Origin of the sequence: Pseudomonas sp. LABIM340, from assembly GCF_040017195.2 — a bacterium.
Taxonomy (GTDB): Bacteria; Pseudomonadota; Gammaproteobacteria; order Pseudomonadales; family Pseudomonadaceae; genus Pseudomonas.
In genome coordinates, this window is record NZ_CM200227.1 from 4,255,890 (window position 1) to 4,278,377 (window position 22,488).

General features: G+C 64.9%; 20 protein-coding genes. 15 read left to right on the forward strand and 5 right to left on the reverse strand.

The features are described from left to right. The first annotated feature begins 53 nt into the window (after positions 1-53). Genes ABKS89_RS19345 through ABKS89_RS19355 form a run of 3 tightly spaced genes read left to right on the forward strand, consistent with a single transcriptional unit; the run spans position 54 to position 2,847 of the window. Positions 54-1,169, forward strand: a complete 1,116-nt coding sequence (locus ABKS89_RS19345) for an ABC transporter substrate-binding protein (RefSeq protein WP_138214727.1) — start codon at positions 54-56, stop codon at positions 1,167-1,169. Positions 1,170-1,184: 15 nt separating this feature from the next. Further along, positions 1,185-2,021, forward strand: a complete 837-nt coding sequence (locus ABKS89_RS19350) for an ABC transporter permease (protein WP_081518539.1) — start codon at positions 1,185-1,187, stop codon at positions 2,019-2,021. 10 nt (positions 2,022-2,031) lie between these two features. Further along, the gene (locus ABKS89_RS19355) at positions 2,032-2,847 is read left to right on the forward strand and encodes an ABC transporter permease (protein WP_348586668.1); all 816 of its coding nucleotides are present in this window, start codon (positions 2,032-2,034) and stop codon (positions 2,845-2,847) included. Positions 2,848-3,019: 172 nt separating this feature from the next. Here ABKS89_RS19355 and tusA read toward each other — a convergent pair whose 3' ends face one another. Continuing rightward, complete coding sequence (gene tusA, locus ABKS89_RS19360) at positions 3,020-3,259, reverse strand: sulfurtransferase TusA (RefSeq protein WP_015477744.1); 240 nt, start codon at positions 3,257-3,259, stop codon at positions 3,020-3,022. A gap of 152 nt (positions 3,260-3,411) precedes the next feature. Between tusA and ABKS89_RS19365 the strand changes: the two genes are divergently transcribed. Further along, positions 3,412-4,968, forward strand: a complete 1,557-nt coding sequence (locus ABKS89_RS19365; RefSeq protein ID WP_348586670.1) for an alpha/beta hydrolase — start codon at positions 3,412-3,414, stop codon at positions 4,966-4,968. A 56-nt stretch (positions 4,969-5,024) separates the two neighbouring features. Here the strand turns inward: ABKS89_RS19365 and ABKS89_RS19370 are convergent, their stop codons facing one another. Both ABKS89_RS19370 and rlmM read right to left on the reverse strand, forming a co-directional pair. Beyond that, positions 5,025-5,903 (reverse strand): MaoC family dehydratase, encoded by an 879-nt coding sequence (locus ABKS89_RS19370; protein ID WP_348586672.1) that lies wholly within the window; start codon positions 5,901-5,903, stop codon positions 5,025-5,027. Between the two features lie 100 nt (positions 5,904-6,003). Then, positions 6,004-7,071, reverse strand: coding sequence for a 23S rRNA (cytidine(2498)-2'-O)-methyltransferase RlmM (gene rlmM / locus ABKS89_RS19375; RefSeq protein WP_348586674.1), 1,068 nt, complete (start codon positions 7,069-7,071; stop codon positions 6,004-6,006). Between the two features lie 355 nt (positions 7,072-7,426). On the opposite strand from rlmM, the gene acnA reads away from it, so the two are divergent. Continuing rightward, entirely contained in the window at positions 7,427-10,159 is a 2,733-nt protein-coding gene (gene acnA / locus ABKS89_RS19380; protein WP_348586676.1) for an aconitate hydratase AcnA, read from the forward strand. A gap of 195 nt (positions 10,160-10,354) precedes the next feature. After that, the gene (gene aer / locus ABKS89_RS19385) at positions 10,355-11,920 is read left to right on the forward strand and encodes a methyl-accepting chemotaxis protein Aer (protein ID WP_348586678.1); all 1,566 of its coding nucleotides are present in this window, start codon (positions 10,355-10,357) and stop codon (positions 11,918-11,920) included. Positions 11,921-12,061: 141 nt separating this feature from the next. Here aer and cprA read toward each other — a convergent pair whose 3' ends face one another. Then, positions 12,062-13,234 (reverse strand): cationic peptide resistance protein CprA, encoded by a 1,173-nt coding sequence (gene cprA / locus ABKS89_RS19390; protein ID WP_348586680.1) that lies wholly within the window; start codon positions 13,232-13,234, stop codon positions 12,062-12,064. A gap of 89 nt (positions 13,235-13,323) precedes the next feature. After that, positions 13,324-14,022: an alpha/beta family hydrolase gene (locus ABKS89_RS19395; protein ID WP_348586682.1), complete on the reverse strand. Its 699-nt coding sequence runs from the start codon at positions 14,020-14,022 to the stop codon at positions 13,324-13,326. A gap of 121 nt (positions 14,023-14,143) precedes the next feature. On the opposite strand from ABKS89_RS19395, the gene ccoN (ABKS89_RS19400) reads away from it, so the two are divergent. The 9 genes from ccoN (ABKS89_RS19400) to ccoG all read left to right on the forward strand — a co-directional run bounded on the left by ccoN (ABKS89_RS19400) (position 14,144) and on the right by ccoG (position 22,480). After that, complete coding sequence (ccoN, locus tag ABKS89_RS19400; RefSeq protein ID WP_138214734.1) at positions 14,144-15,568, forward strand: cytochrome-c oxidase, cbb3-type subunit I; 1,425 nt, start codon at positions 14,144-14,146, stop codon at positions 15,566-15,568. A 10-nt stretch (positions 15,569-15,578) separates the two neighbouring features. After that, the gene (gene ccoO / locus ABKS89_RS19405) at positions 15,579-16,187 is read left to right on the forward strand and encodes a cytochrome-c oxidase, cbb3-type subunit II (RefSeq protein ID WP_348586684.1); all 609 of its coding nucleotides are present in this window, start codon (positions 15,579-15,581) and stop codon (positions 16,185-16,187) included. Between the two features lie 4 nt (positions 16,188-16,191). Next, on the forward strand, positions 16,192-16,383 hold the full coding sequence (locus ABKS89_RS19410; protein ID WP_017516305.1) for a CcoQ/FixQ family Cbb3-type cytochrome c oxidase assembly chaperone: 192 nt from the start codon (positions 16,192-16,194) through the stop codon (positions 16,381-16,383). Further along, positions 16,380-17,303 carry a cytochrome-c oxidase, cbb3-type subunit III gene (gene ccoP, locus ABKS89_RS19415; protein WP_138214736.1) on the forward strand — a complete coding sequence of 308 codons (924 nt, stop codon included), beginning with the start codon at positions 16,380-16,382 and terminating at the stop codon, positions 17,301-17,303. Before ABKS89_RS19410 ends, ccoP (ABKS89_RS19415) begins: the two co-directional genes overlap by 4 nt. A gap of 341 nt (positions 17,304-17,644) precedes the next feature. After that, a complete protein-coding gene (gene ccoN / locus ABKS89_RS19420) occupies positions 17,645-19,087 on the forward strand; it encodes a cytochrome-c oxidase, cbb3-type subunit I (RefSeq protein WP_138214737.1) in 1,443 nt (480 codons plus the stop codon). Further along, positions 19,087-19,695, forward strand: a complete 609-nt coding sequence (gene ccoO, locus ABKS89_RS19425; protein WP_017516817.1) for a cytochrome-c oxidase, cbb3-type subunit II — start codon at positions 19,087-19,089, stop codon at positions 19,693-19,695. Before ccoN (ABKS89_RS19420) ends, ccoO (ABKS89_RS19425) begins: the two co-directional genes overlap by 1 nt. A gap of 5 nt (positions 19,696-19,700) precedes the next feature. Then, the gene (locus ABKS89_RS19430) at positions 19,701-19,892 is read left to right on the forward strand and encodes a cbb3-type cytochrome oxidase subunit 3 (protein ID WP_024763940.1); all 192 of its coding nucleotides are present in this window, start codon (positions 19,701-19,703) and stop codon (positions 19,890-19,892) included. Continuing rightward, positions 19,889-20,854: a cytochrome-c oxidase, cbb3-type subunit III gene (gene ccoP / locus ABKS89_RS19435; RefSeq protein WP_138214738.1), complete on the forward strand. Its 966-nt coding sequence runs from the start codon at positions 19,889-19,891 to the stop codon at positions 20,852-20,854. Before ABKS89_RS19430 ends, ccoP (ABKS89_RS19435) begins: the two co-directional genes overlap by 4 nt. A gap of 210 nt (positions 20,855-21,064) precedes the next feature. Beyond that, positions 21,065-22,480 (forward strand): cytochrome c oxidase accessory protein CcoG, encoded by a 1,416-nt coding sequence (ccoG, locus tag ABKS89_RS19440; protein ID WP_138214739.1) that lies wholly within the window; start codon positions 21,065-21,067, stop codon positions 22,478-22,480. Positions 22,481-22,488: the final 8 nt, after the last annotated feature.

Here is a 22,488-nt window from a genome sequence, read left to right on the forward strand (position 1 = left end):
GCCGAACGCGTTCGTCCCCTATTCGCCATCCCACCTGATCGGGAGCTGCACCCATGTTCAATCCTCACCAGCAAGACTGCATCGAAGTCCTCATCGAAAAGACCCGCCGCGGGCAGATCGATCGCCGCACCTTCCTCAAGGGCATGGGCCTGATGGCTGCCCTGCCGCTGGCCCTGCGCAACGGCGTGAGCTTCGCCGCCGGCGACAAGCCGCTGGTGGTGGTGAACTGGGGCGGCGACGCCATCAAGGCGTTCGGCAAGGCCTGGACCGAGGGCTTCTCCAAGGCCACCGGGATTCCGGTGAAGATCGACGGCAGCGGCCCCACCGAGGGCGCCATCCGCACCCAGCTGTCCAGCGGCCGGGTGAGCTGGGACGTGGTCGACGCGGAAAGCTCGATCCTGCAGAACCTGGGCAAGGAAGGGCTGGTGCAGGCCATCGACTACAACGTCGTCTCGAAGGACAAGGTGCTGCCCGGCTTCGCCTACGAATACGGCATCGCCGACTACATGCTCAGCTACGTGATCGCCTATGACAGCGAGCGCTTCGGCGACAAGGCGCCCAAGACCTGGGCCGACTTCTGGGACGTGAAGACATTCCCCGGCAAGCGCACCCTCTACAAGTGGATGAACGGCATGCTCGAGGCCGCGCTGCTGGCCGACGGCGTGGCGCCGGACAAGCTCTACCCGCTGGACGTGGCGCGCGCCATGAAGAAGATCGAGGAGCTCAAGCCCCACGTGCTGGCCTTCTGGGGCTCGGGCGCGGAGACCCAGCAGTTGCTGATCGAAGGCGAAGTCTCCATGGGCGCCATCTGGAACACCCGCGCCCAGGTGATCACCGAGGACAGCGAAGGCCGCATCAAGTGGACCTTCGACAACGCCCTGCTGGGCTGCAGCAACTGGGGCGTGCTCAAGGGCAACCCGGCCGGCACCGAGGCGGCCATGAAGTTCATCGCCTACGCCCAGGACCCGCAGTCCCAGGTCGAGCTGTTCAAGATGTTCGGCAACGGCCCGGCCAACCCCGCCGCCGCCGCGCTGATCCCGGACGACCGCAAGCACCTGAACTGCACCGATCCGTCCAACCTGCCCAAGCAGGTGATGCTCAGCCACGAGTGGTACACCGACCACTACGCGGCGACCCTGGAGCAGTACCTGACCCACATTTCCAAGTGACGCGGAGCGCAGGTCATGGCCGATAACGCCCCCTCGCGGCTCAAGCTGGGCGCCCTGCTGCTGCCGCTGCCGGTGGTTCTGATCGTGTTCTACGTACTGCCCTTCCTCGGCGTGCTCGGCTGGAGCGTAACCCTGCCGGAGCCGGGGATCGAGCAGTACCAGCGGATCATGACGGACCCGGCGATCCACGACGTGCTCTGGCGGACCTTCCGCCTGTGCACCACGGTCAGCGTGATCTCCTTGCTGATCGCCTACCTGATGGCCTACTGCTGGGTCTACAGCCCGCCGTTCTGGCAGCGCGTGGTGGAAATCTGCGTGTTTATCCCGTTCTGGCTGTCGGTGCTGGTACGCGCCTTCGGCTGGCTGATCGCCCTGCGCAGCAACGGTCTGCTCAACGACTGGCTGCAGTACCTGGGCATCACCAGCGAGCCGTTGCAGCTCACCCGCAACGAGATGGGCGTGGTGATCGGCATGGTGCATTTCATGGTGCCCTTCGCGCTGTTCCCGCTGGTATCGACCATGCGTCGCCTCGACCCGCGCGTGCTGCTGGCCGCGCGCGGCCTGGGCGCCGGGCAGATGCGCACCTTCTGGAGCATCTTCGTGCCGCAGACCATTCCCGGCATCCTCGGCGCCTTCATCATCGTCTTCGTGTTCTGCCTGGGCTTCTTCATCACCCCGGCGATCCTCGGCGGCGGGCAGACCGTGATGGTGGCCGAGTACGTCTACCTGCAGATGTTCCAGACCAGCAACTGGGGCCTGGGCGCCGCGCTCTCGGTGGTGCTGCTGGCGCTGGTCAGCGGGATGATCTGGGCGCTGCTGCGCATGACCCGCGTCGACAAGCTGGTCGGCTGAGGACTCAACGATGAACGCACACGAAACCAAAGCCCCCAGCCGCCTGCTGGCGACCATGGCGATGATCTTCATGGTCTTCCCGCTGCTGGCGGTGATCCCGGTGTCCTTCACAAGCAAGCGCTTCCTGTCGATGCCCAACGGCAACTGGTCGCTGCGCCATTACCAGGCGCTGCTGGACAGCCCGGAATGGCTCTCGGCAATCGGCCAGAGCCTGATGGTCGCCACCGCCACCTGCATCATCGCGACCGCGCTGGCGGTGAGCTTCAGCCTCGGTATCTGGTACCTGCGCTCGCGCCTGGCCACCCTGCTGATCGGCCTGGTGCTGCTGCCCATGGCGATCCCGCCGATGATCTCGGCGATGGTCCTGTACTTCATGGAAACCAAGGTCAGCCAGTTCGCCCCCGGCCTGGGCTACGACACCCTCTTCGGCCTCACCATCGCGCACATCGTGATGGTGGTGCCCTACGGCGTGGTGACCATGTTGGTGGCGCTGAGCCAACTGGACCGGCGCATCGAACTGGCCGCGCGCAACCTCGGCGCGAGCCTGGGCCAGACCACCTTCATGGTGGTGCTGCCGAACCTCAAGCTGGGCGTGGCGAGCACCGCACTACTGTGCTTCGCGCTGAGCTGGGAGGAGATCGCGGTGACCCTGTTCGTCACCAGCACCGAGGTGAACACCCTGCCGCGGCAGATCTGGTCTGGCCTGCGCGACAACATCGACCCGGCCGTGGCGGCTATTTCGGTGGTGCTGATCGCCCTGACCTTCGTCGCGCTGATCGGCCGGATGATCGCCCAGAAGCTCTCAGCGCGCCCGGTAGGTAGCTGACAGTTCCGCACCGAACGTCCCTTGTAGGAGCGGGCCATGCCCGCGACCTGCCTCACGGCAGGTCGTGGAGGGAAACACTGGCAGGAGCAGACCTTATCCGCGAAACCCTCGGCGACAGAGCCGGCACGTCCCGGTGACACCGAGGTGAAGCGCCAGCGCCGGCCCCGCCGGATCACTCCGCCTTCTTGCGAATCCAGTACAGGTAGGTCCCCGCCTCTTCCTGCTGCTCCACCAGCTCATGGCCGAGGAAGACGCAGAACTTGGGGATGTCGCGGCGGGTGGACGGGTCGGTGGCAATCACCTTGAGCAGGCCGCCGGCCGGCAGGTCGCGCACCTTGTTGTGCAGCATCATGACCGGCTCGGGACAGTTCAGGCCGGTGGCGTCGAGAATCGCATCGACAGGCTGGGACATCGCGTCACTCCAGAAAAACCAATGGTGCATTGTCGCGCAAAGCGCACCGTGCGGTCACCCCGCGTCCGTCCGGGTCACCGAACCTTGGTTGGGGGTGGGCGCGGCGGGCGCCGGGCATGCTGGCGTATTCGCTCCCCCACAACGGAATGTCGATGCGCGCCCTCCTCTGCCTGTGCCTCGTGCTGCTCGCCGGCTGCGCCGCCCGCGACCAGGTCCCCGACTTCAACGCCAGCGAAGGCAAAGACCTGCCGGCCACCTGGTTCGAGGCCATCGTTACTGCCCGCGACGGCACGAAGCTCTCCGCCACCGTATTCCAGCCGGCGCTCAAAGCCGGCGAAAGCGCCCCGCTGATCGTCCACACCCACGGTTGGGGGGGCTGGCGGGTGACCGGGCCGGACGGCTACTACGGCAAGAACATGATGTCCGGCCGCGCCGCGCTGCGCGCCTGGAAGGCCGGCTTCTGGGTGGTCAGCTACGACCAGCGCGGCTGGGGCGGCAGCGACGGGCGCATCGAGATGATGAACCCGCAGTTCGAAGTGCAGGACGCCAGCGCGGTGATCGACTGGGCCGCCACGCACCTGGCCCGGCTGACTATGGACGGTCCGAACGATCCACGCGTCGGCATGCTCGGCGAAAGCTACGGCGGCGCCGTGCAGCTGCTGGCCTCGGCGGAAGACCCGCGCATTGACGCCATCGTTCCCATCGCCACCTGGTACGACCTGGCCGACGCCCTGGCACCGGACGGCCAGCTGAAGATCGGCTGGGGCGGCGTGCTGGTGAGCCTGGGGCTGGCCACCGGGTATGACCTGGGCAAGTTCGTCCAGGCCGATTACCTGCGCACCACCGGCGGACGCATGGCCGCGCCGGTGCAGGCCGAACTGCACGCCAACAGCCTCGCCAGCTATTGCGCGGCCGGGCGCCTGCCCCACGCCGATGCACTGCTGATCCAGGGCCTGCGCGACACCCTGTTCCCGCTGGACCAGGGCCTGCAGATCCGTCAGTGCCTGAAACAGGGCCCGACCGACGTGCGCCTGCTGGGCATGCAGGGCGGGCATATCCTGCCACCGCCGCTGCAGGCCTGGAGCGGGCTGCCGCCGTTCAACAATGAGCCGGTGATCCACTGCGGCTCGCGGGCGATCAACCTCTACACCGGCATCGTCGCCTGGTACGAGGAAAAACTGCGTAAACGCCCCGGCGCCGCCGACGGCGTGCCGGACCTGTGCATCAGCCTCGATCTCGACCAGGGCGTGGCGCTGGACGACCTGCCGGCCCCCGGCCCCACTGTCGCGTTGCCGGCCACGGCCATCCGCCCGGCAGTGAGCGGCCTGCTGCAACCGTCACGGTTCATCCCCTTGCAGCGCGTCAGCGAACACAGCGCCCTGCTGGGCAGCGCCGAAGTACGCCTGAACCAGCCGCTGACGAAGCGCCCCGACGCGCAGCTGTTCGCCGCCCTGGCGATCCGCAGCACCGATGGCCGTACCCGGCGCCTGGACGAACAGGTGAAACCGCTGGCGAACCAGGGCAGCACGCGGCTGAACGCCGTCAGCGCCAGCCTCGCGCCTGGGGATGAAATCGGATTGCTGGTGAGCGGGTTCAGCGACCAGTACCTGTTCAACAGTTCCTGGCGAATTGCCCCGGTAGAGCTGCAGGGCGAAGTACAACTGCCCAACCTCATCCCGCTGCAACCACGAGTCGCGGGCTCCCTGTAGGAGCGTCCCATGGACGCGATCGCGGGCATGGCCCGCTCCTACAAAGGGGCAAACCCTCAGCGCAAAGGCCCGTCCGGCGCCTCGTCCAGCTGCGCCAGCAGCATCGGCTGACCGTCGTCGTCGGCGGGCAGCAGCGCCCACTGCTCCTTCTTGCCCAAGCGGCGGTACACCTGCTTCACCTGGCTCCCCAGCGGCAGCGGCGCCTTGAAGTGCGCGTCCAGGCGCACGTTCTCGGCCAGGCGGCGGCCGGTCAGACTGCGCGCCAGGCCCCACATGCCGTGGGCGAAGGGTTTGCCGAAGCCATAGTGCGAGGCCATCAGCCGCGACAGGTGCAGCGGGTTGAAGTCGCCGCTCAGCCCGGCGTAGCGCCAGCCGACGATCTTCGGCACGCGCCACTGCACGCCGGAATGCACTGGCGCTTCCAGGGTGTGCCACTGGGCACGCTCGGGCAGCGGATCGGGCTCGCTGCCGCCATCGAGGAAGTCGCCCCGGCGCAGGTAGGTGGTGATCGACTGCCAGTAGAGCATGTCGTGGTGCCAGGCCTCGGTGACCACATCCACCTCCAGCCCCAGCTCGCTGCGGCGGCTAGTGAGGATGCGGCAGTCGAACTGCAGCGGCTCGCTCTCGTCGAGCAGGCGGTAGCGCTGGATATGGCTGCGCAGGTGGATCAGCCCGACCACCGACAGTGGCATGCGCGAGCGGCTGAGCAGGCGCAGGTGCAGCGGCAGGCTGATGACCTGCGGATAGAGCAGCGGCACGCCCAGCGTCGGGTCGAGGCCGAAGTGCTGGCGGTACGCGCGCAGGTGGCGCAGGTCGAATTTCAGGGTGCGGCTGTCCATCGCCAGGTAGGGCACGCGCTCGCCCTGGCCGAGGCCACGGCGTGGCAGCAGCATGCGGCTGTAACTGCCCAGGAGGGAGGGCAACTTTCGCTTCACGAAGGTCTCCGGAAGATCTCGCGCCGCACAGCATGGGCAATGCCGGGCGGCGCGGCAAGTCACCGAAGGTCGGGTGGCGTGACCGGGCTGTTGCGCGTCGCTAGCGCTCGCCCTTCTCGATGCGGCGCAGGTGGCAGGTCACTTCCTCGCGGTCGTGGTAGAGCTGCTTGCAGCCGATCTGCACCTTGAGCCCGCGCTCGCGGAAGGCATCCTCGAGACGGTCGAGGATGCGCCGCACCTCGGCGTAGCGCTGCTTCATCGGCAACTTGAGGTTGACGATGGCCTCGCGGCACAACCCCTCGCCGATCCAGGTTTCGATCATCGCGCCGGTGCGCGCGGGCTTCTCGACGATGTCGCAGACCATCCAGTCCATGCGCTGGCGCGGACGGAAGGCGTAACCGTCGACGCGCTGGTGCTCGACCAGCCCGGAATACATCAGGTTTTCCGCCATCGGCCCGTTGTCCACGGCGACGACGCGCATCTCCCGGTTGACCAGTTGCCAGGTCCAGCCGCCGGGCGATGCGCCCAGGTCCACGGCAAGCATGTCCGGCGCCAGGCGACGGTCCCAGTCGGCGCGGGGAATGAAGTGATGCCAGGCCTCTTCCAGCTTCAGCGTCGAGCGGCTTGGCGCCTCGCGGGGGAACTTCAGCCGCGGGATGCCCATGGGCCACATGGCGCAGTTGCGGGCCTCGGCCAGGCCGATGAAGGCCTCGCGGCCGGAGCGGAAGGTCAGCAGCAGGCGCGGCAGGCTGGGGTCTTCCACCAGCTTGCCGGCTTTCACCAGGGCGGCGCGCAAGGGCTTCTCGAACTTGCGGCAGAAGGTCGAGAGCTCCTTGCCGTCATTGGTGTCGAACACCTCCAGCCAGAGGCTGCCGCACTGCGCAAAGCCGGCCAGGGCCTCGAGGATCGCGCCGATGCGGTCTGTTTCCGGCAGCGCGGTGAAGCCGTTACCACGCGCCCACTGGCGCGGGAAGATCAGCTCAGGAAAACGCACCTGGCGCATCAGGCGATCAGCGCCATCGGCGTCCATGCAGATGAACTCGGCGTAGGCGGAGGCCGGCTTGGCTCGGGCGTAGCCGGGGATGTCCAGGCGCGCGGCGTGCTCGGACAGTTCGGCACAGACCTCGTTCTCGAAGCCCGGACGGCAATGCAGTAAGAGGGTATTCATCGGGGTGTCTCCTTGGCCGCGCACTATAGAGGCTGCCCACGAAGGTTTCATGCAGATTCGCCGGAAATATCCCACGACCGGAGCCACTTGTTCTGAACCCCACTCAAGAGTCCAAGGTCCAGAACAGATGGCAATACCCCTTCGGGCGGTCTAGCTTGAGTGGTCTGGCCCAGCCCGCCAGAAGACTGCCCGATGATTGCCCTGCCTGGCGAAGAGTGCCCCCGATTGCGGCCTGTCTGAAGTAGGCCTGCGATGGATCAGGACGTTAGCGCCCTGCTTCGCCAAGTATCGCCAGTGCGCCGTAGATCGGCCGCGCTGCCGATCACGAGCAGAATCCAAGCCTGAGGAGAATGTCATGCCCGCAGTGGATAGCCTGAACAGCCTGCGCACCCTTGAGGTCGCCGGCAAGACCTATCACTACTACAGCCTGCCTGAAGCGGCGAAGAGTCTGGGGGACCTGGGCAAGCTGCCCATGTCCCTGAAAGTCCTGCTGGAAAACCTGTTGCGCTGGGAGGACGACAACACCGTCACCGGCGACGACCTCAAAGCCCTGGCCGGCTGGCTGAAGACCCGCAGCTCCGAGCGCGAGATCCAGTACCGCCCCGCCCGCGTGCTGATGCAGGACTTCACCGGCGTACCGGCGGTGGTCGACCTCGCCGCCATGCGCGACGCCATGGCCAAGGCCGGCGGCGACCCGCAGAAGATCAACCCGCTGTCCCCCGTCGACCTGGTCATCGACCACTCGGTGATGGTGGACAAGTTCGCCAGCCAGTCCGCATTCGCGCAGAACGTCGAGATCGAGATGGAGCGCAACGGCGAGCGCTACGCCTTCCTGCGCTGGGGGCAGAACGCCTTCGACAACTTCCGTGTGGTGCCGCCGGGCACCGGCATCTGCCACCAGGTCAACCTGGAGTACCTGGGGCGCACGGTCTGGACCAAGGACGAGGACGACCGCACCTACGCCTTCCCCGACACCCTCGTCGGCACTGACTCGCATACCACCATGATCAACGGCCTCGGCGTGCTCGGCTGGGGCGTGGGCGGCATCGAGGCGGAAGCGGCCATGCTCGGCCAGCCGGTGTCGATGCTGATTCCCGAGGTAATCGGCTTCAAGCTGACCGGCAAGCTGAAGGAAGGCATCACCGCCACCGACCTGGTGCTGACCGTCACCCAGATGCTGCGCAAGAAAGGCGTCGTCGGAAAATTCGTCGAGTTCTATGGCGACGGCCTTGCCGACCTGCCGCTGGCCGACCGCGCCACCATCGCCAACATGGCCCCGGAATACGGCGCCACCTGCGGCTTCTTCCCGGTGGACGAGATCACCCTGGGCTACCTGCGCCTGTCCGGCCGCCCGGAAGACGCGGTCAAGCTGGTGGAGGCCTACAGCAAGGCCCAGGGCCTGTGGCGTGAAAAAGGCCACGAACCGGTATTCACCGACTCCCTGCAACTGGACATGGGCGACGTCGAGGCCAGCCTCGCCGGGCCCAAGCGCCCGCAGGACCGCGTCGCCCTCGGCCACGTCAGCCAGGCCTTCGACGACTTCCTCGGCCTGCAGATCAAACCCGCCTCCACCGAGGAAGGCCGCCTGCTCAGCGAGGGTGGTGGTGGCGCCGCCGTGGGCGCGGCAGCCCAGACCGGCGAGGCCGACTACCAGCACGACGGCCACACCTATCGGCTGAAGAACGGCGCCGTGGTGATTGCCGCCATCACCTCCTGCACCAACACCTCCAACCCCAGCGTGATGATGGCCGCCGGCCTGCTGGCGAAGAAGGCGCTGGAGAAGGGGCTGCAGCGCAAGCCCTGGGTGAAGAGCTCGCTGGCCCCCGGTTCCAAGGTGGTCACCGAGTACTTCCATGCCGCCGGCCTGACCCGCTACCTAGACGAACTGGGCTTCGACCTGGTGGGTTACGGCTGCACCACCTGCATCGGCAACTCCGGCCCGCTGCTCGACCCCATCGAGAAGGCCGTGCAGCAGGCGGACCTGACCGTCGCCTCGGTGCTCTCCGGCAACCGCAACTTCGAGGGCCGCGTGCATCCACTGGTGAAAACCAACTGGCTGGCGTCACCGCCGCTGGTGGTCGCCTATGCGCTAGCCGGCACCGTGCGCACCGACCTGACCAAGGACCCGCTGGGCACCGGCAAGGACGGCAAACCGGTCTATCTGAAGGACATCTGGCCGAGCCAGCAGGAAATCGCCGAGGCGGTGCAGAAAGTCGACACGGAAATGTTCCACAAGGAATACGCCGAAGTCTTCCAGGGCGATGAGAAATGGCGTGCGATCCAGGTGCCGGACGCCCAGACCTACACCTGGCAGGACGACTCCACCTACATCCAGCATCCGCCGTTCTTCGAGCACATCGCCGAGGCGCCACCGAAAGTCGCGGATATCCAGGGCGCCAACATCCTCGCGGTACTGGGCGACTCGGTGACCACCGACCACATCTCCCCCGCCGGCAACATCAAGAAGGACAGCCCCGCCGGCCGCTACCTCAGCGAGCACGGCGTGGCCTACGCCGACTTCAACTCCTACGGCTCGCGCCGTGGGAACCATGAGGTGATGATGCGCGGCACCTTCGCCAACATCCGCATCAAGAACGAGATGCTCGGCGGCGAGGAAGGCGGCAACACGCTCTATGTCCCCACCGGCGACAAGCTGGCGATCTACGACGCCGCCATGCGTTACCAGCAGGACGGCACTCCGCTGGTGATCGTCGCCGGCAAGGAATACGGCACCGGTTCGTCCCGCGACTGGGCGGCCAAGGGCACCAACCTGCTGGGCGTGAAAGCGGTGATCGCCGAAAGCTTCGAACGCATCCACCGCTCCAACCTGGTGGGCATGGGCGTGCTGCCGCTGCAGTTCAAGGACGGCCAGGACCGCAAGGCCCTGAAGCTGACCGGCAAGGAAGTGCTGAGCATCAGCGGCCTGTCGGGCGAGCTGAAGCCGCACATGAACCTCAAGGTCACGGTGAAGCGCGAGGACGGCAGCCAGGACAGTTTCGAGGTGCTCTGCCGCATCGATACCCAGAACGAAGTCGAGTACTTCAAGGCCGGCGGCATCCTTCACTACGTGCTGCGCAGCCTGATCTAAAGCGGTGCGGCGGCCTGCAACGGGCCGCCGCCCTCCTTCTTTCGTTTCATTTCCGTGACCGATGGCGATACGCTATCGTCATTCTCTCGGCGTCACTCTTCTGACATTTTTCTGTGATTGCCATCAAATTTTCGATCCAGCGGCCGATAAGCTGGACAGACGTGCCAATTCGCCTTTCTCCGAGATCCCAGCCTGATGCGCAACAACCAGCCGATCACCCAGCGTGAACGCACCTTCCCCGCCGAACAGCGGCTGATCTCCACGACCAATGCCCGCGGCGTCATCAGCTACGTCAACGATGCCTTCAGCGCCATCAGCGGCTTCTCCCGCGAGGAACTGGTCGGCGCCGCGCACAATCTGGTGCGCCATCCGGACGTACCGCCGGCGGTGTTCGCACACATGTGGACGACCCTGAAGAAAGGCCGACCCTGGATGGGCATCGTCAAGAACCGCTGCAAGAACGGCGACCATTACTGGGTCAGCGCCTACGTCACACCGATGTATGAGCACAACGAGATCGTCGGCTACGAGTCGGTGCGGGTGAAGCCCACCGCCGAACAGGTGCGCCGCGCCGAAGCGCTGTACGCGCGAATCAATGCCGGCAAGTCGGCCATCCCCGCCCGCGACCGCTGGTTGCCGGTGCTGCTGGACTGGCTGCCGTTCATCCTGATCGGCCAGATCGGCTTCCTCATCGGCGTCTGGCTGAACTCCCCATGGGGCTTCCTGCTCGCCGCGCTGCTCTCGATTCCGCTGGGCCTGGCAGGCCTGGGCTGGCAGCAACGCGGGCTGAAGCGCCTGCTGCGCCTGGCCGAGCAGACCACCTCTGACCCGCTGATCGCGCAGATGTACACCGACAGCCGTGGCGCCCAGGCGCGGCTGGAAATGTCGATTCTCAGCCAGGAAGCACGACTGAAAACCTGTCTGACCCGTCTGCAGGACACCGCCGAAACGCTCACCGAGCAGGCCCGCGAAGCGGATTCCCTCGCCCACCACAGTTCCGCCGGGCTGGACCGCCAGCGCCAGGAAACCGAGCAGGTCGCCACCGCCGTCAACCAGATGGCTGCGACGACCCAGGAAGTGGCCGACAACGTGCAGCGCACCGCCGACGCCACCCGCCAGGCCAACAACCTGACCACCGAAGGCCGGCAGATCGCCGCCGAGACCCGCGAGGCCATGCAGCGTCTTTCCAGCTCCGTGGGCGAAACCGGTGAAGCGGTCAGCCAACTGGCCCGCGACAGCGAGCAGATCGGCGGCGTGGTGGACGTGATCAAGGGCATCGCCGACCAGACCAATCTGCTGGCGCTCAACGCCGCCATCGAAGCCGCCCGTGCCGGCGAAATGGGTCGCGGCTTCGCGGTGGTCGCCGATGAAGTCCGCTCGCTGGCTCAGCGCACCGCCGAGTCCACCGGGCAGATTCACCAGCTCATCGCCAACCTGCAGACCACCGCCACCGAGGCGGTGCGCGCGATGGATTCCGGCCGTCGCCAGGCCGACGAAGGCGTGGAGCGCGTGCTACAGGCGGACAACGCCCTGGTGGGCATCAGCGATGCGGTGGCCAACATCACCGAGATGGCCACCCAGATCGCTGCCGCCGCGGAGGAACAGAGCGCCGTGGCCGAGGAGATCAACCGCAACATCAGCACCATCGCCAACCTCGCCGACCAGACCTCCGGCGAGGCCCAGCGCACCGCCCTGCTCAGCGAGGAGCTGACGCAGACCGCGCATCGCCAGTACTCACTGGTGGAGCGGTTCAACCGCTAGGAAGGCGCTTTTCGCAGAAGCGAGCTTGCTGGCGAATCCCATGACGCCAGAGCAGGACCGTAAGGCCCTGGACGACCTGTCGGAGCGGGCCATGCGCGCGATCGCGGGCATGGCCCGCTCCTACAGGGGATGCCTATTTAGTTACTTGAAGTCCCACTGCATCTGAGCCGGAATGCTGACATCCCGCGAGGAATGCACGCACACGTCGACGTAGTCGGTGAAGCGCGGCGGCGCGGCGATGCCTTCGTCCAGCAGGCGCTGGTTGTCGAACAGGTAGTTGAGGTCGGCAAAGCCGCTGTACAGACGTAACGCCCGCAGCACCAGACGCGGATTGGCCTTGCCGATACGGCTCTCGAAGCTGCCGGCCAGTTCGCGCAGGTCTTCACTGCTGACCTTGCGGTAGCGCTCACCCACGGGTTGCTCGCCACGAGCATCGGCATAAGCGCGATCGATCTCGCCGAAGGTGCACGCCGAACCGTGGCCGGCAGAGATGTGGTAGAGGCTGTGGCTCAGCGTCGGCTTGAGCGCCAGGGCCACCAGTGCTTCGGCGCAGTAGTCCACCGGGATCACATCGATCTGCTCATCCAGGCCGCAGGTGAAGCTCTCCAAGGCGTAGCCCATGCGGAACACCCAGAAAATGCTCCCCGACGCACGACAGCCCAGTTCGCGGTGCCCAACCACGATGGACGGGCGCGCCACTACCAGCGGCAACGATGGCAGCTCCTCGCACATGCGCCGCTCGATCTCGGCCTTGGAGGCGGTGTAGTCCACCAGTTGCTCTTCGCTGTCCGGGAAGTCCCAGGACTCACGCACAGGCGACTCGCGCTGCGGCCCGCAGCACATGGCGGTGCCCACGTGAAGGAAGCGTTTGAGATTGCGCGACTGGCTGAGCAGCCGGGCGAAGGCGAAGGTACCCTCGACGTTCACAGGCCAGATGCTCGGGTTCTTCGAAAACGAGGCCACGGCCGCGCAGTTGATTACCTGCTCCACGCGCATCAGACGGGCGCGCTCGCCCTGCATCCACGCAGTGTCCAGCAAGTCGCCGCAGAGAATCTGGTTCTCTTGAAGGCTTTCCAGCGCGATCTCCGGCACGCAGTGCAGGCGCAGGTTGTCGCGCAGCCGCTCCAGGCCCTGCTCCGGAGTTTCTGCCCGGACGAGGAACAGCAACGCTGGACCGTGGCCGTCAGCGATCAGGTGGGCGGCAACGGAACCGCCAAGGAAGCCGGTAGCGCCAGTCAGCAGCAGGCTGTGCGCGGCGCCGGGGGAGTATCGGAAGGGTTGGGTGGCAATGCGTTCAGCGTAATCGGGGTTCATGGCAACGTTCGGCCGGTCCTCTGGAAGCGGGGCGTCGACCGTGGAGAGCCGACGCCGGCGAGGATAGGAAGGCCTGCCTTAAGGGCCGATTAGCGCAATAGAAAAGCTTCGATCCTGGCGGCTGCACTTTCCAGATGCTGCTCGTGGGTCAGCCCGGAAGCCTTGAGCGGTTTGAGGTCGTGGTCGGCAGCCGCCAGCCACTGCAGCTGGATTGCCGGCGACAGCGCGTAGCCCTCGACCGTGAGCCGATCGCCCAACGCGTCACGTTCGCCCTGCACGATCAGAGTCGGCGTCTGCAGTTCGGCGAGGTGGGCGACGCGCGGCTTCTCCGGCTTGCCGGCGGCATAGAACGGGTAGCCCAGACAGGCCAGCGCATCCGCGCCCAACTCGTCCGCCAGCAGGCTGGCCATCCGCCCGCCCATGGACTTGCCGCCAATGGCCAGCTTGCCCGGCACCTCGGCGCGGACCTGCGCGTAGACCTGCCGCCAGCACTCGAGCAACTGCTTTTGCGGGTTCGGCGGGCGGCGCTTTCCATCCTTGCGGCGCATAGCCATATAGGGGAACTCGAAGCGCACCACCGAGATACCTCTTTCGGCCAGGCGCGCAGCCATGTCGTCCATGAACGGACTGTCCATCGGAGCGCCTGCTCCGTGCGCCAGAACCACCGTCGCAGACAGCTTGCCGCGTGCCGGGTTCCGCAACAGCGACAAAGGACCGCAGGCGCCCGCGACAGGGGTCTCAGGTGCCAATTGATCCGAATCAATATTCCGAGAAGTGCCTTTATCCATCCTTCACTCCGCTAATTCCGAATTAGTACCTATCCCAAGGGGGAGGGGCGGCATACGCCGTAAGCCGTAAAAAACCTTGCCGGGATGGGCATAGCCCATAACCGTGGATGGAAGCCCATAAATGAGCACAACCAATCAGACCGCTTATAACTATAAGGTGGTCCGCCAGTTCGCCATTATGACAGTGGTGTGGGGGATCGTCGGCATGGCCGTCGGTGTCCTGATCGCCGCGCAACTGGTGTGGCCGGATCTTAACCTCGGCTTACCGTGGACGAGCTTCGGCCGCCTGCGTCCGCTGCATACCAACGCGGTGATCTTCGCCTTCGGCGGCTGCGCACTGTTCGCCACCAGCTACTACTCGGTGCAGCGTACCTGCCAGACCCGCCTGTTCTCCGACACGCTCGCTTCCTTCACCTTCTGGGGTTGGCAGCTGGTGATCCTGTGTGCCGCCATCACCCTGCCGCTGGGCATGACCTCCTCCAAGGAGTACGCCGAGCTGGAATGGCCGATCGACATCCTGATCACCATCGTCTGGGTTTCCTACGCCATCGTCTTCTTCGGCACGCTGATGAAGCGCAAGACCAAGCACATCTATGTGGGCAACTGGTTCTTCGGCGGCTTCATCCTGACCGTGGCGATCCTGCACGTGGTCAACAACCTGGAAATCCCGGTCAGCCTGACCAAGTCCTACTCGCTGTACTCGGGCGCCACCGACGCCATGATCCAGTGGTGGTACGGCCACAACGCCGTGGGCTTCTTCCTGACTGCCGGCTTCCTGGGGATGATGTACTACTTCGTTCCCAAGCAGGCCGAGCGTCCGGTCTACTCCTATCGTCTGTCCATCGTGCACTTCTGGGCGCTGATCGCCGTCTACATCTGGGCCGGTCCGCACCACCTGCACTACACCGCGCTGCCGGACTGGGCGCAATCGCTGGGCATGGTGATGTCCCTGATCCTGCTGGCTCCGAGCTGGGGCGGCATGATCAACGGCATGATGACCCTCTCCGGCGCCTGGCATAAGCTGCGCACCGACCCGATCCTGCGCTTCCTGGTGGTTTCCCTGGCCTTCTACGGCATGTCCACCTTCGAAGGCCCGATGATGGCCATCAAGACCGTCAACGCCCTCTCCCACTACACCGACTGGACCATCGGCCACGTACACGCCGGCGCTCTGGGCTGGGTAGCCATGGTCTCCATCGGTTCGCTCTACCACATGATCCCGAAGGTCTTCGGTCGCGAGCAGATGCACAGCGTGGGCCTGATCAACACCCACTTCTGGCTGGCTACCATCGGCACCGTTCTCTACATCGCCTCGATGTGGGTCAACGGCATCACCCAGGGCCTGATGTGGCGCGCAGTGAACTCCGACGGCACCCTCACCTACTCCTTCGTCGAAGCCCTGGCCGCCGGCCACCCCGGCTTCATAGTGCGGATGATCGGTGGTGCCATCTTCCTGCTGGGCATGCTGGTCATGGCCTACAACGTCTGGCGCACCGTCGCTGCCGCCAAGCCGGCTGAAATGCAAGCCGCGGCGCAGATGGCCTGAGGAGACCGACATGAAACACGAAGTACTCGAGAAAAACGTCGGCCTGCTGGCCCTGTGCATGGCCGTCGCCGTCAGCATCGGCGGCCTGACCCAGATCGTCCCGCTGTTCTTCCAGGACGTCACCAACACCCCGGTGGAAGGCATGAAGCCCTACACCGCGCTGCAACTGGAAGGTCGTGACGTGTACATCCGCGAAGGCTGCGTGGGCTGCCACTCGCAGATGATCCGTCCGTTCCGCGCCGAGACCGAGCGCTACGGCCACTACTCCGTCGCCGGCGAAAGCGTCTGGGACCACCCGTTCCTGTGGGGCTCCAAGCGTACCGGCCCGGACCTGGCCCGCGTCGGCGGCCGCTACTCGGACGACTGGCACCGCGCGCACCTCTACAACCCGCGCAACGTGGTGCCGGAATCGAAGATGCCCGCCTACCCCTGGCTGGTCGAGAACAAGCTCGAAGGCAAGGACACGGCGAAGAAACTGGAAGTGATGCGTGTCATGGGCGTGCCCTACACGGACGACGACATCGCTGGCGCCAGCGAATCCGTCAAAGGCAAGACCGAAATGGACGCGGTGGTCGCGTACCTGCAGGTCCTCGGCACCTCCATCAAGAACAAGCGGTGACAGCATGGATATCGGGACCATTCGCGGCCTCGGCACCGTCATCGTGATGGTGGCCTTCGTCGGCGTACTGCTCTGGGCTTACGGCGGCAAACGCAAGGAGCGCTTCGACGAAGACGCGCTACTGCCCTTCGCGGATGACCCGGCAGCCAAGCGTCACGCTGAGCAAGAGCAAGCTTCTAGGAGCAACAACGCATGACTACCTTCTGGAGTCTGTACATCACCGTTCTAACAGTCGGCTCGCTGATCGCCCTGCTGTGGCTGGTATTCGCCACCCGCAGCGGGCAGTCCTCGAACACCACCGACCAGACCATGGGCCATGCCTTCGACGGCATCGAGGAATACGACAACCCGCTGCCCAAGTGGTGGTTCCTGCTGTTCGTCGGCACCATCGTGTTCGCCGCCGGCTACCTGGTCCTCTACCCGGGCCTGGGCACCTGGAAAGGCATCCTGCCGGGCTACGACGGCGGCTGGACCCAGGACAAGCAATGGGAGCGCGAAGAAGCTCTGGCCAAGGAAAAATACGGCCCGATCTTCGCCAAATACGCCGCCATGCCCGTGGAAGAAGTCGCGAAAGACCCGCAAGCCATGAAAATGGGCGAGCGTCTCTTCGCCACCTACTGCTCCATCTGCCACGGCTCGGACGCCAAGGGCGCCCAAGGCTTCCCGAACCTGACCGACAGCGACTGGCGCTGGGGCGGCACCGCCCAGGACATCGAGACCACCATCCTCGGTGGTCGTCACGCCGCCATGCCGGCCTGGGGCGAAGTGCTGGGCGAGAAAGGCGTGCAGGACGTCGCCGCCTTCGTCACCGCCAACCTCGACGGCCGCAAGCTGCCCGAAGGCGTGACCGCGGACAACGTCGACAACGGTGGCAAGCTGTTCGCCACCACCTGCGTCGCCTGCCACGGCCCGGAAGGCAAGGGCAACCCGATCATGGGCGCGCCTGACCTGACCCACCCGGGCGCCTTCATCTACGGTTCCAGCTACGCGCAACTGCAGCAGACCATCCGTCACGGCCGCCAGGGCCAGATGCCAGCACAGGAGCAGTACCTGGGCAAAGACAAAGTGCACATTCTCGCCGGTTACATCTACAACATTTCCGGCCAGGCGAAGTAAACTCCCCGCCCCCAACTCGCGCCCATTAAAACGGGCGCGAGTTTCTTACCCCCGCAATATCGCGACGAAGTGTCGCACCCTCTCTATCTCCTTTCTTCACACCCTTCCGGTTCACGTCTAAGCTGGATTCCATTCGCAAACCTGCAATACGACTAACCTGACCCACTTTCCAGGTTGGTACGTGCGACCCGAAACAGGCGCAAACAGCGGCGCAAAGCGCTTCGGAGCAGGCGTCGAACCGGCACCGCGCCAAGGCCCGGCGCGTTGCAATGGCCACCTGCTTTCTCCATACTTGCCGCCGTTTTTTTGTCCATAAAATCCAAAAACCGTGGAACCTTAGAATGAGCACAGCAATCAGTCCGACTGCTTATAACTATAAGGTCGTCCGCCAGTTCGCCATCATGACGGTGGTCTGGGGGATACTTGGAATGGGGGTGGGTGTTTACATCGCCTCACAGTTGGTTTGGCCCCAGTTGAACCTGGACCTTCCCTGGACCAGCTTCGGGCGCCTGCGTCCGCTGCACACCAACCTGGTGATCTTCGCCTTCGGCGGCTGTGCTCTCTTCGCAACTTCCTACTACGTCGTACAGCGCACCTGTCAGACCCGCCTGATTTCTGACAGCCTCGCGGCCTTCACCTTCTGGGGTTGGCAAGCGGTGATCGTGCTGGCCGGCATTACCCTGCCGCTGGGCTACACCTCCTCCAAGGAGTACGCCGAGCTGGAATGGCCGATCGACATCCTGCTGGCCATCGTCTGGGTCACCTACGCCGTGGTGTTCTTCGGCACCATCGTCAAGCGCCAGACCAAGCACATCTACGTGGGCAACTGGTTCTACGGCGGCTTCATCCTCGTCACCGCCATGCTGCACATCGTCAACAGCGCAGAAATCCCGGTGACCTGGTTCAAGTCCTACTCGGTCTACGCCGGCGCTACCGACGCGATGATCCAGTGGTGGTACGGCCACAACGCCGTGGGCTTCTTCCTGACCACCGGCTTCCTCGGCATGATGTACTACTTCGTTCCGAAGCAGGCCGAGCGTCCGATCTACTCCTATCGCCTGTCCATCGTGCACTTCTGGGCGCTGATCACCCTGTACATCTGGGCCGGTCCGCACCACCTGCACTACACCGCCCTGCCGGACTGGGCCCAGTCCCTGGGCATGGTGATGTCCCTGATCCTGCTGGCTCCGAGCTGGGGTGGCATGATCAACGGCATGATGACCCTCTCCGGCGCCTGGCATAAGCTGCGCACCGACCCGATCCTGCGCTTCCTGGTGGTTTCCCTGGCCTTCTACGGCATGTCCACCTTCGAAGGCCCGATGATGGCCATCAAGACCGTCAACTCCCTGTCGCACTACACCGACTGGACCATCGGCCACGTACACGCCGGCGCTCTGGGCTGGGTTGCGATGATCTCCATCGGCTCCCTGTACCACCTGATTCCGAAGGTCTTCGGCCGCGAGCAGATGCACAGCATCGGCCTGATCAACGCCCACTTCTGGCTGGCTACCATCGGTACCGTGCTGTACATCGCCTCCATGTGGGTCAACGGCATCACCCAGGGCCTGATGTGGCGTGCGATCAACGCCGACGGCACCCTCACCTACTCCTTCGTGGAAGCCCTGCAGGCCAGCCACCCGGGCTTCATCGTCCGTGCTCTGGGCGGCGCCTTCTTCGCCTCCGGCATGCTGCTGATGGCCTACAACACCTTCCGTACTGTGCGCGGTTTCAAACTGGCTGACGCCGATGCCGCTGCCCAGATCCCCGCTGTAGGAGCTCACTGATGAAGCACGAAGTAGTCGAGAAGAACATCGGCCTTCTGGCCTTCTTCATGGTCATTGCGGTGAGCATCGGCGGTCTGACCCAGATCGTTCCGCTGTTCTTCCAGGACGTGACCAACAAGCCGGTCGAGGGCATGAAGCCGCGCACCGCGCTGGAGCTGGAAGGCCGTGACATCTACATCCGCGAAGGCTGCGTAGGCTGCCACTCGCAGATGGTCCGTCCGTTCCGCGCCGAGACCGAGCGCTACGGCCACTACTCCGTCGCCGGCGAAAGCGTCTGGGATCACCCGTTCCTGTGGGGCTCCAAGCGTACCGGTCCGGACCTGGCCCGCGTCGGCGGCCGCTACTCCGACGACTGGCACCGCGCGCACCTGTACAACCCGCGCAACGTAGTGCCGGAATCGAAGATGCCCTCCTACCCCTGGCTGGTGGAGAACAAGCTCGACGGCAAGGACACGGCGAAGAAAATGGAAGCCCTGCGTACGCTGGGCGTGCCTTACACCGACGAAGACATCGCCGGTGCCCGTGATGCCGTCAAAGGCAAGACCGAGATGGACGCTGTCGTCGCCTACCTGCAAGGCCTCGGCACCATCATCAAGAGCAAACGGTGACAGTGATGGATATCGGGACCATTCGCGGTATCGGCACTGTAGTAGTCATGGTCGCCTTCGTCGGCGTCCTGCTCTGGGCCTATGGCGGCAAACGCAAGGAGCGCTTCGACGAAGACGCCCTGCTGCCCTTCGCGGATGACCCGGTCGCCAAAAAGCACGTCGAGCAAGAGCAAGCTTCTAGGAGCAACAAAGAATGACAACCTTCTGGAGTCTGTACGTCACCGTACTTACCCTGGGCACCATCTTCGCCCTGGCGTGGCTGCTGTTCGCCACCCGTCGCGGTCAGCGCAACGAAGCCACCGATGAAACCGTCGGCCATGCCTTCGACGGCATCGAGGAGTACGACAACCCGCTGCCGAAGTGGTGGTTCATGCTGTTCGTGGCCACCTTCATCTTCGCCCTTGGCTACCTGGTCCTGTACCCGGGCCTGGGCAACTGGAAAGGCCTGCTGCCGGGCTACCAGGACAAGGCCGAATTCGCCAACGGCGAACAAGGCTGGACCGGTGTGCACCAGTGGGAAAAGGAAATGGCCAAGGCCGATGAGAAGTACGGCCCGCTGTACGCCAAGTTCGGCGCCATGCCGATCGAGGAAGTGGCCAAGGACGAGCAGGCCCTGAAAATGGGTAACCGCCTGTTCGCTTCCAATTGCTCCGTCTGCCACGGTTCCGACGCCAAGGGCGCCCACGGCTTCCCGAACCTCACCGACGCCGACTGGCGCTGGGGCGGCGAGCCGAAGGACATCATCGCCACCATCGAAGGCGGTCGCCACGCGGCCATGCCGGCCTGGGGCGAAGTCATCGGCGATCAGGGCGTTCACGACGTAGCTGCCTTCGTCACCACCAAGCTGGACGGCCGCAAGCTGCCCGAAGGCGTGACGGACGATCAGGTCGCCAACGGCCAGAAGCTCTTCTCCACCAACTGCGTGGCTTGCCACGGCGCTGAAGGCAAAGGCACCGCCGCCATGGGCGCGCCGAACCTGACCCACCCGGCTGCGTTCATCTACGGCTCGAGCTTCGCTCAGCTGCAGCAGACCATCCGCTACGGCCGTCAGGGCCAGATGCCGGCTCAGCTGGAGCGTCTGGGCAAAGACCAGGTTCACCTGCTCGCTGCCTACGTGTACAGCCTGTCCCATGGCGAAGGTGAGAAGAGCGCCGAATAAGGCTCTCCTTCCTACACCCATAGCGACACCCAGCGGCGCCGGTTTCTACACCGGCGCCGCTCTATTTCTGGGTCCATAATTCCTTGCGCGACCAACTGTCGCACGGTTGCAACACCCACCACGCCGTATCATTGTTAGGCGTGCAAGCATATTTCTGACCCTCTCGGCATGTATCGACAGGGCGCCCTCCCGCTGCCGTGGAATGCACTGATGAGCAAACAAATTCCGGTCCAGGACGTCACTCCGCCCACCAAGGGCAAGGGTGAAAGCGTCGACCTTTATGCCTCCCGGGAAAAGATCTACACCCGAGCCTTTACCGGGTTCTTCCGCAACCTCCGCATGGCCGGGGGTGCCCTCCTCTTCCTCCTCTACTTCGGCACCGTGTGGCTGACCTGGAACGGTCGTCAGGCGGTTCTCTGGGACCTGCCCGAGCGCAAGTTCTACATCTTCGGCGCGACCTTCTGGCCGCAGGACTTCATCCTCCTCTCCGGCCTGCTGATCATCAGCGCCTTCGGCCTGTTCTTCATCACCGTGTTCGCCGGCCGCGTCTGGTGCGGCTACACCTGCCCGCAGAGCGTGTGGACCTGGATCTTCATGTGGTGCGAAAAAGTCACCGAGGGTGACCGCAACCAGCGCATGAAGCTCGACAAGGCGCCCATGAGCGGCAACAAGCTGCTGCGCAAGATCGCCAAGCACGGCCTCTGGCTGCTGATCGGCCTGGTGACCGGCCTGACCTTCGTCGGCTACTTCGCCCCGATGCGCGAACTGCTCAGCGACCTGGTCACCGGCCAGGCCGACGGCTGGGCCTACTTCTGGGTCGGCTTCTTCACCCTCGCCACCTACGGCAACGCCGGCTGGCTGCGCGAGCAGGTGTGCATCTACATGTGCCCCTACGCGCGCTTCCAGAGCGTGATGTTCGACAAGGACACCCTGATCGTTTCCTACGACCCGCGTCGTGGCGAGAAGCGCGGCCCGCGCAAGAAGACCGTCGACTACAAGGCCCAGGGCCTGGGCGACTGTATCGACTGCACCATGTGCGTACAGGTCTGCCCGACCGGCATCGACATCCGCGACGGCCTGCAGATCGAGTGCATCGGCTGCGCCGCGTGCATCGACGCCTGCGACAGCATCATGGACAAGATGAACTACCCGCGCGGCCTGATCAGCTACACCACCGAGCACAACCTGTCGGGCCAGAAGACCCACCTGGTGCGCCCGCGCCTGATCGGCTACGCCATCGCCCTGTGCATCATGATCGGCCTGCTGATCACTGCCATCGTCCTGCGCCCGCTGGTGGGCTTCGATGTCAGCAAGGACCGCGTGCTCTACCGCGAGAACGCCGAAGGCCGGATCGAGAACGTGTACAGCCTGAAGGTCATGAACAAGGACCAGAAGGACCATACCTACGTGCTCAGCGCCAAGGGCATGGACGGCCTGATCCTGGAAGGCAAGAAGGAAATCTCGGTCGCGGCCGGGGACATCTTCACCATGCCGGTGGAACTGTCCATCGAGCCGGAGAAGCTGCCCTCCACCACCAACGAGGTGAGCTTCACCATCCAGTCGGTGGACGACCCGTCCATCAGCAAGGAATCCACCAGCCGCTTCATCGGCCCGCGCGTTCGTTGAACCAACGC

What these genes read in the sequence shown, in the direction of transcription:
- ABKS89_RS19345 (WP_138214727.1), top strand. Translation starts at nt 54, where the DNA reads ATGTTCAATCCTCACCAGCAAGACTGCATCGAAGTCCTCATCGAAAAG.
- ABKS89_RS19350 (WP_081518539.1), top strand. Translation starts at nt 1,185, where the DNA reads ATGGCCGATAACGCCCCCTCGCGGCTCAAGCTGGGCGCCCTGCTGCTG.
- ABKS89_RS19355 (WP_348586668.1), top strand. Translation starts at nt 2,032, where the DNA reads ATGAACGCACACGAAACCAAAGCCCCCAGCCGCCTGCTGGCGACCATG.
- tusA (WP_015477744.1), bottom strand. Translation starts at nt 3,259, where the DNA reads ATGTCCCAGCCTGTCGATGCGATTCTCGACGCCACCGGCCTGAACTGT.
- ABKS89_RS19365 (WP_348586670.1), top strand. Translation starts at nt 3,412, where the DNA reads ATGCGCGCCCTCCTCTGCCTGTGCCTCGTGCTGCTCGCCGGCTGCGCC.
- rlmM (WP_348586674.1), bottom strand. Translation starts at nt 7,071, where the DNA reads ATGAATACCCTCTTACTGCATTGCCGTCCGGGCTTCGAGAACGAGGTC.
- acnA (WP_348586676.1), top strand. Translation starts at nt 7,427, where the DNA reads ATGCCCGCAGTGGATAGCCTGAACAGCCTGCGCACCCTTGAGGTCGCC.
- aer (WP_348586678.1), top strand. Translation starts at nt 10,355, where the DNA reads ATGCGCAACAACCAGCCGATCACCCAGCGTGAACGCACCTTCCCCGCC.
- cprA (WP_348586680.1), bottom strand. Translation starts at nt 13,234, where the DNA reads ATGAACCCCGATTACGCTGAACGCATTGCCACCCAACCCTTCCGATAC.
- ABKS89_RS19395 (WP_348586682.1), bottom strand. Translation starts at nt 14,022, where the DNA reads ATGGATAAAGGCACTTCTCGGAATATTGATTCGGATCAATTGGCACCT.
- ccoN (WP_138214734.1), top strand. Translation starts at nt 14,144, where the DNA reads ATGAGCACAACCAATCAGACCGCTTATAACTATAAGGTGGTCCGCCAG.
- ccoO (WP_348586684.1), top strand. Translation starts at nt 15,579, where the DNA reads ATGAAACACGAAGTACTCGAGAAAAACGTCGGCCTGCTGGCCCTGTGC.
- ABKS89_RS19410 (WP_017516305.1), top strand. Translation starts at nt 16,192, where the DNA reads ATGGATATCGGGACCATTCGCGGCCTCGGCACCGTCATCGTGATGGTG.
- ccoP (WP_138214736.1), top strand. Translation starts at nt 16,380, where the DNA reads ATGACTACCTTCTGGAGTCTGTACATCACCGTTCTAACAGTCGGCTCG.
- ccoN (WP_138214737.1), top strand. Translation starts at nt 17,645, where the DNA reads ATGAGCACAGCAATCAGTCCGACTGCTTATAACTATAAGGTCGTCCGC.
- ccoO (WP_017516817.1), top strand. Translation starts at nt 19,087, where the DNA reads ATGAAGCACGAAGTAGTCGAGAAGAACATCGGCCTTCTGGCCTTCTTC.
- ABKS89_RS19430 (WP_024763940.1), top strand. Translation starts at nt 19,701, where the DNA reads ATGGATATCGGGACCATTCGCGGTATCGGCACTGTAGTAGTCATGGTC.
- ccoP (WP_138214738.1), top strand. Translation starts at nt 19,889, where the DNA reads ATGACAACCTTCTGGAGTCTGTACGTCACCGTACTTACCCTGGGCACC.
- ccoG (WP_138214739.1), top strand. Translation starts at nt 21,065, where the DNA reads ATGAGCAAACAAATTCCGGTCCAGGACGTCACTCCGCCCACCAAGGGC.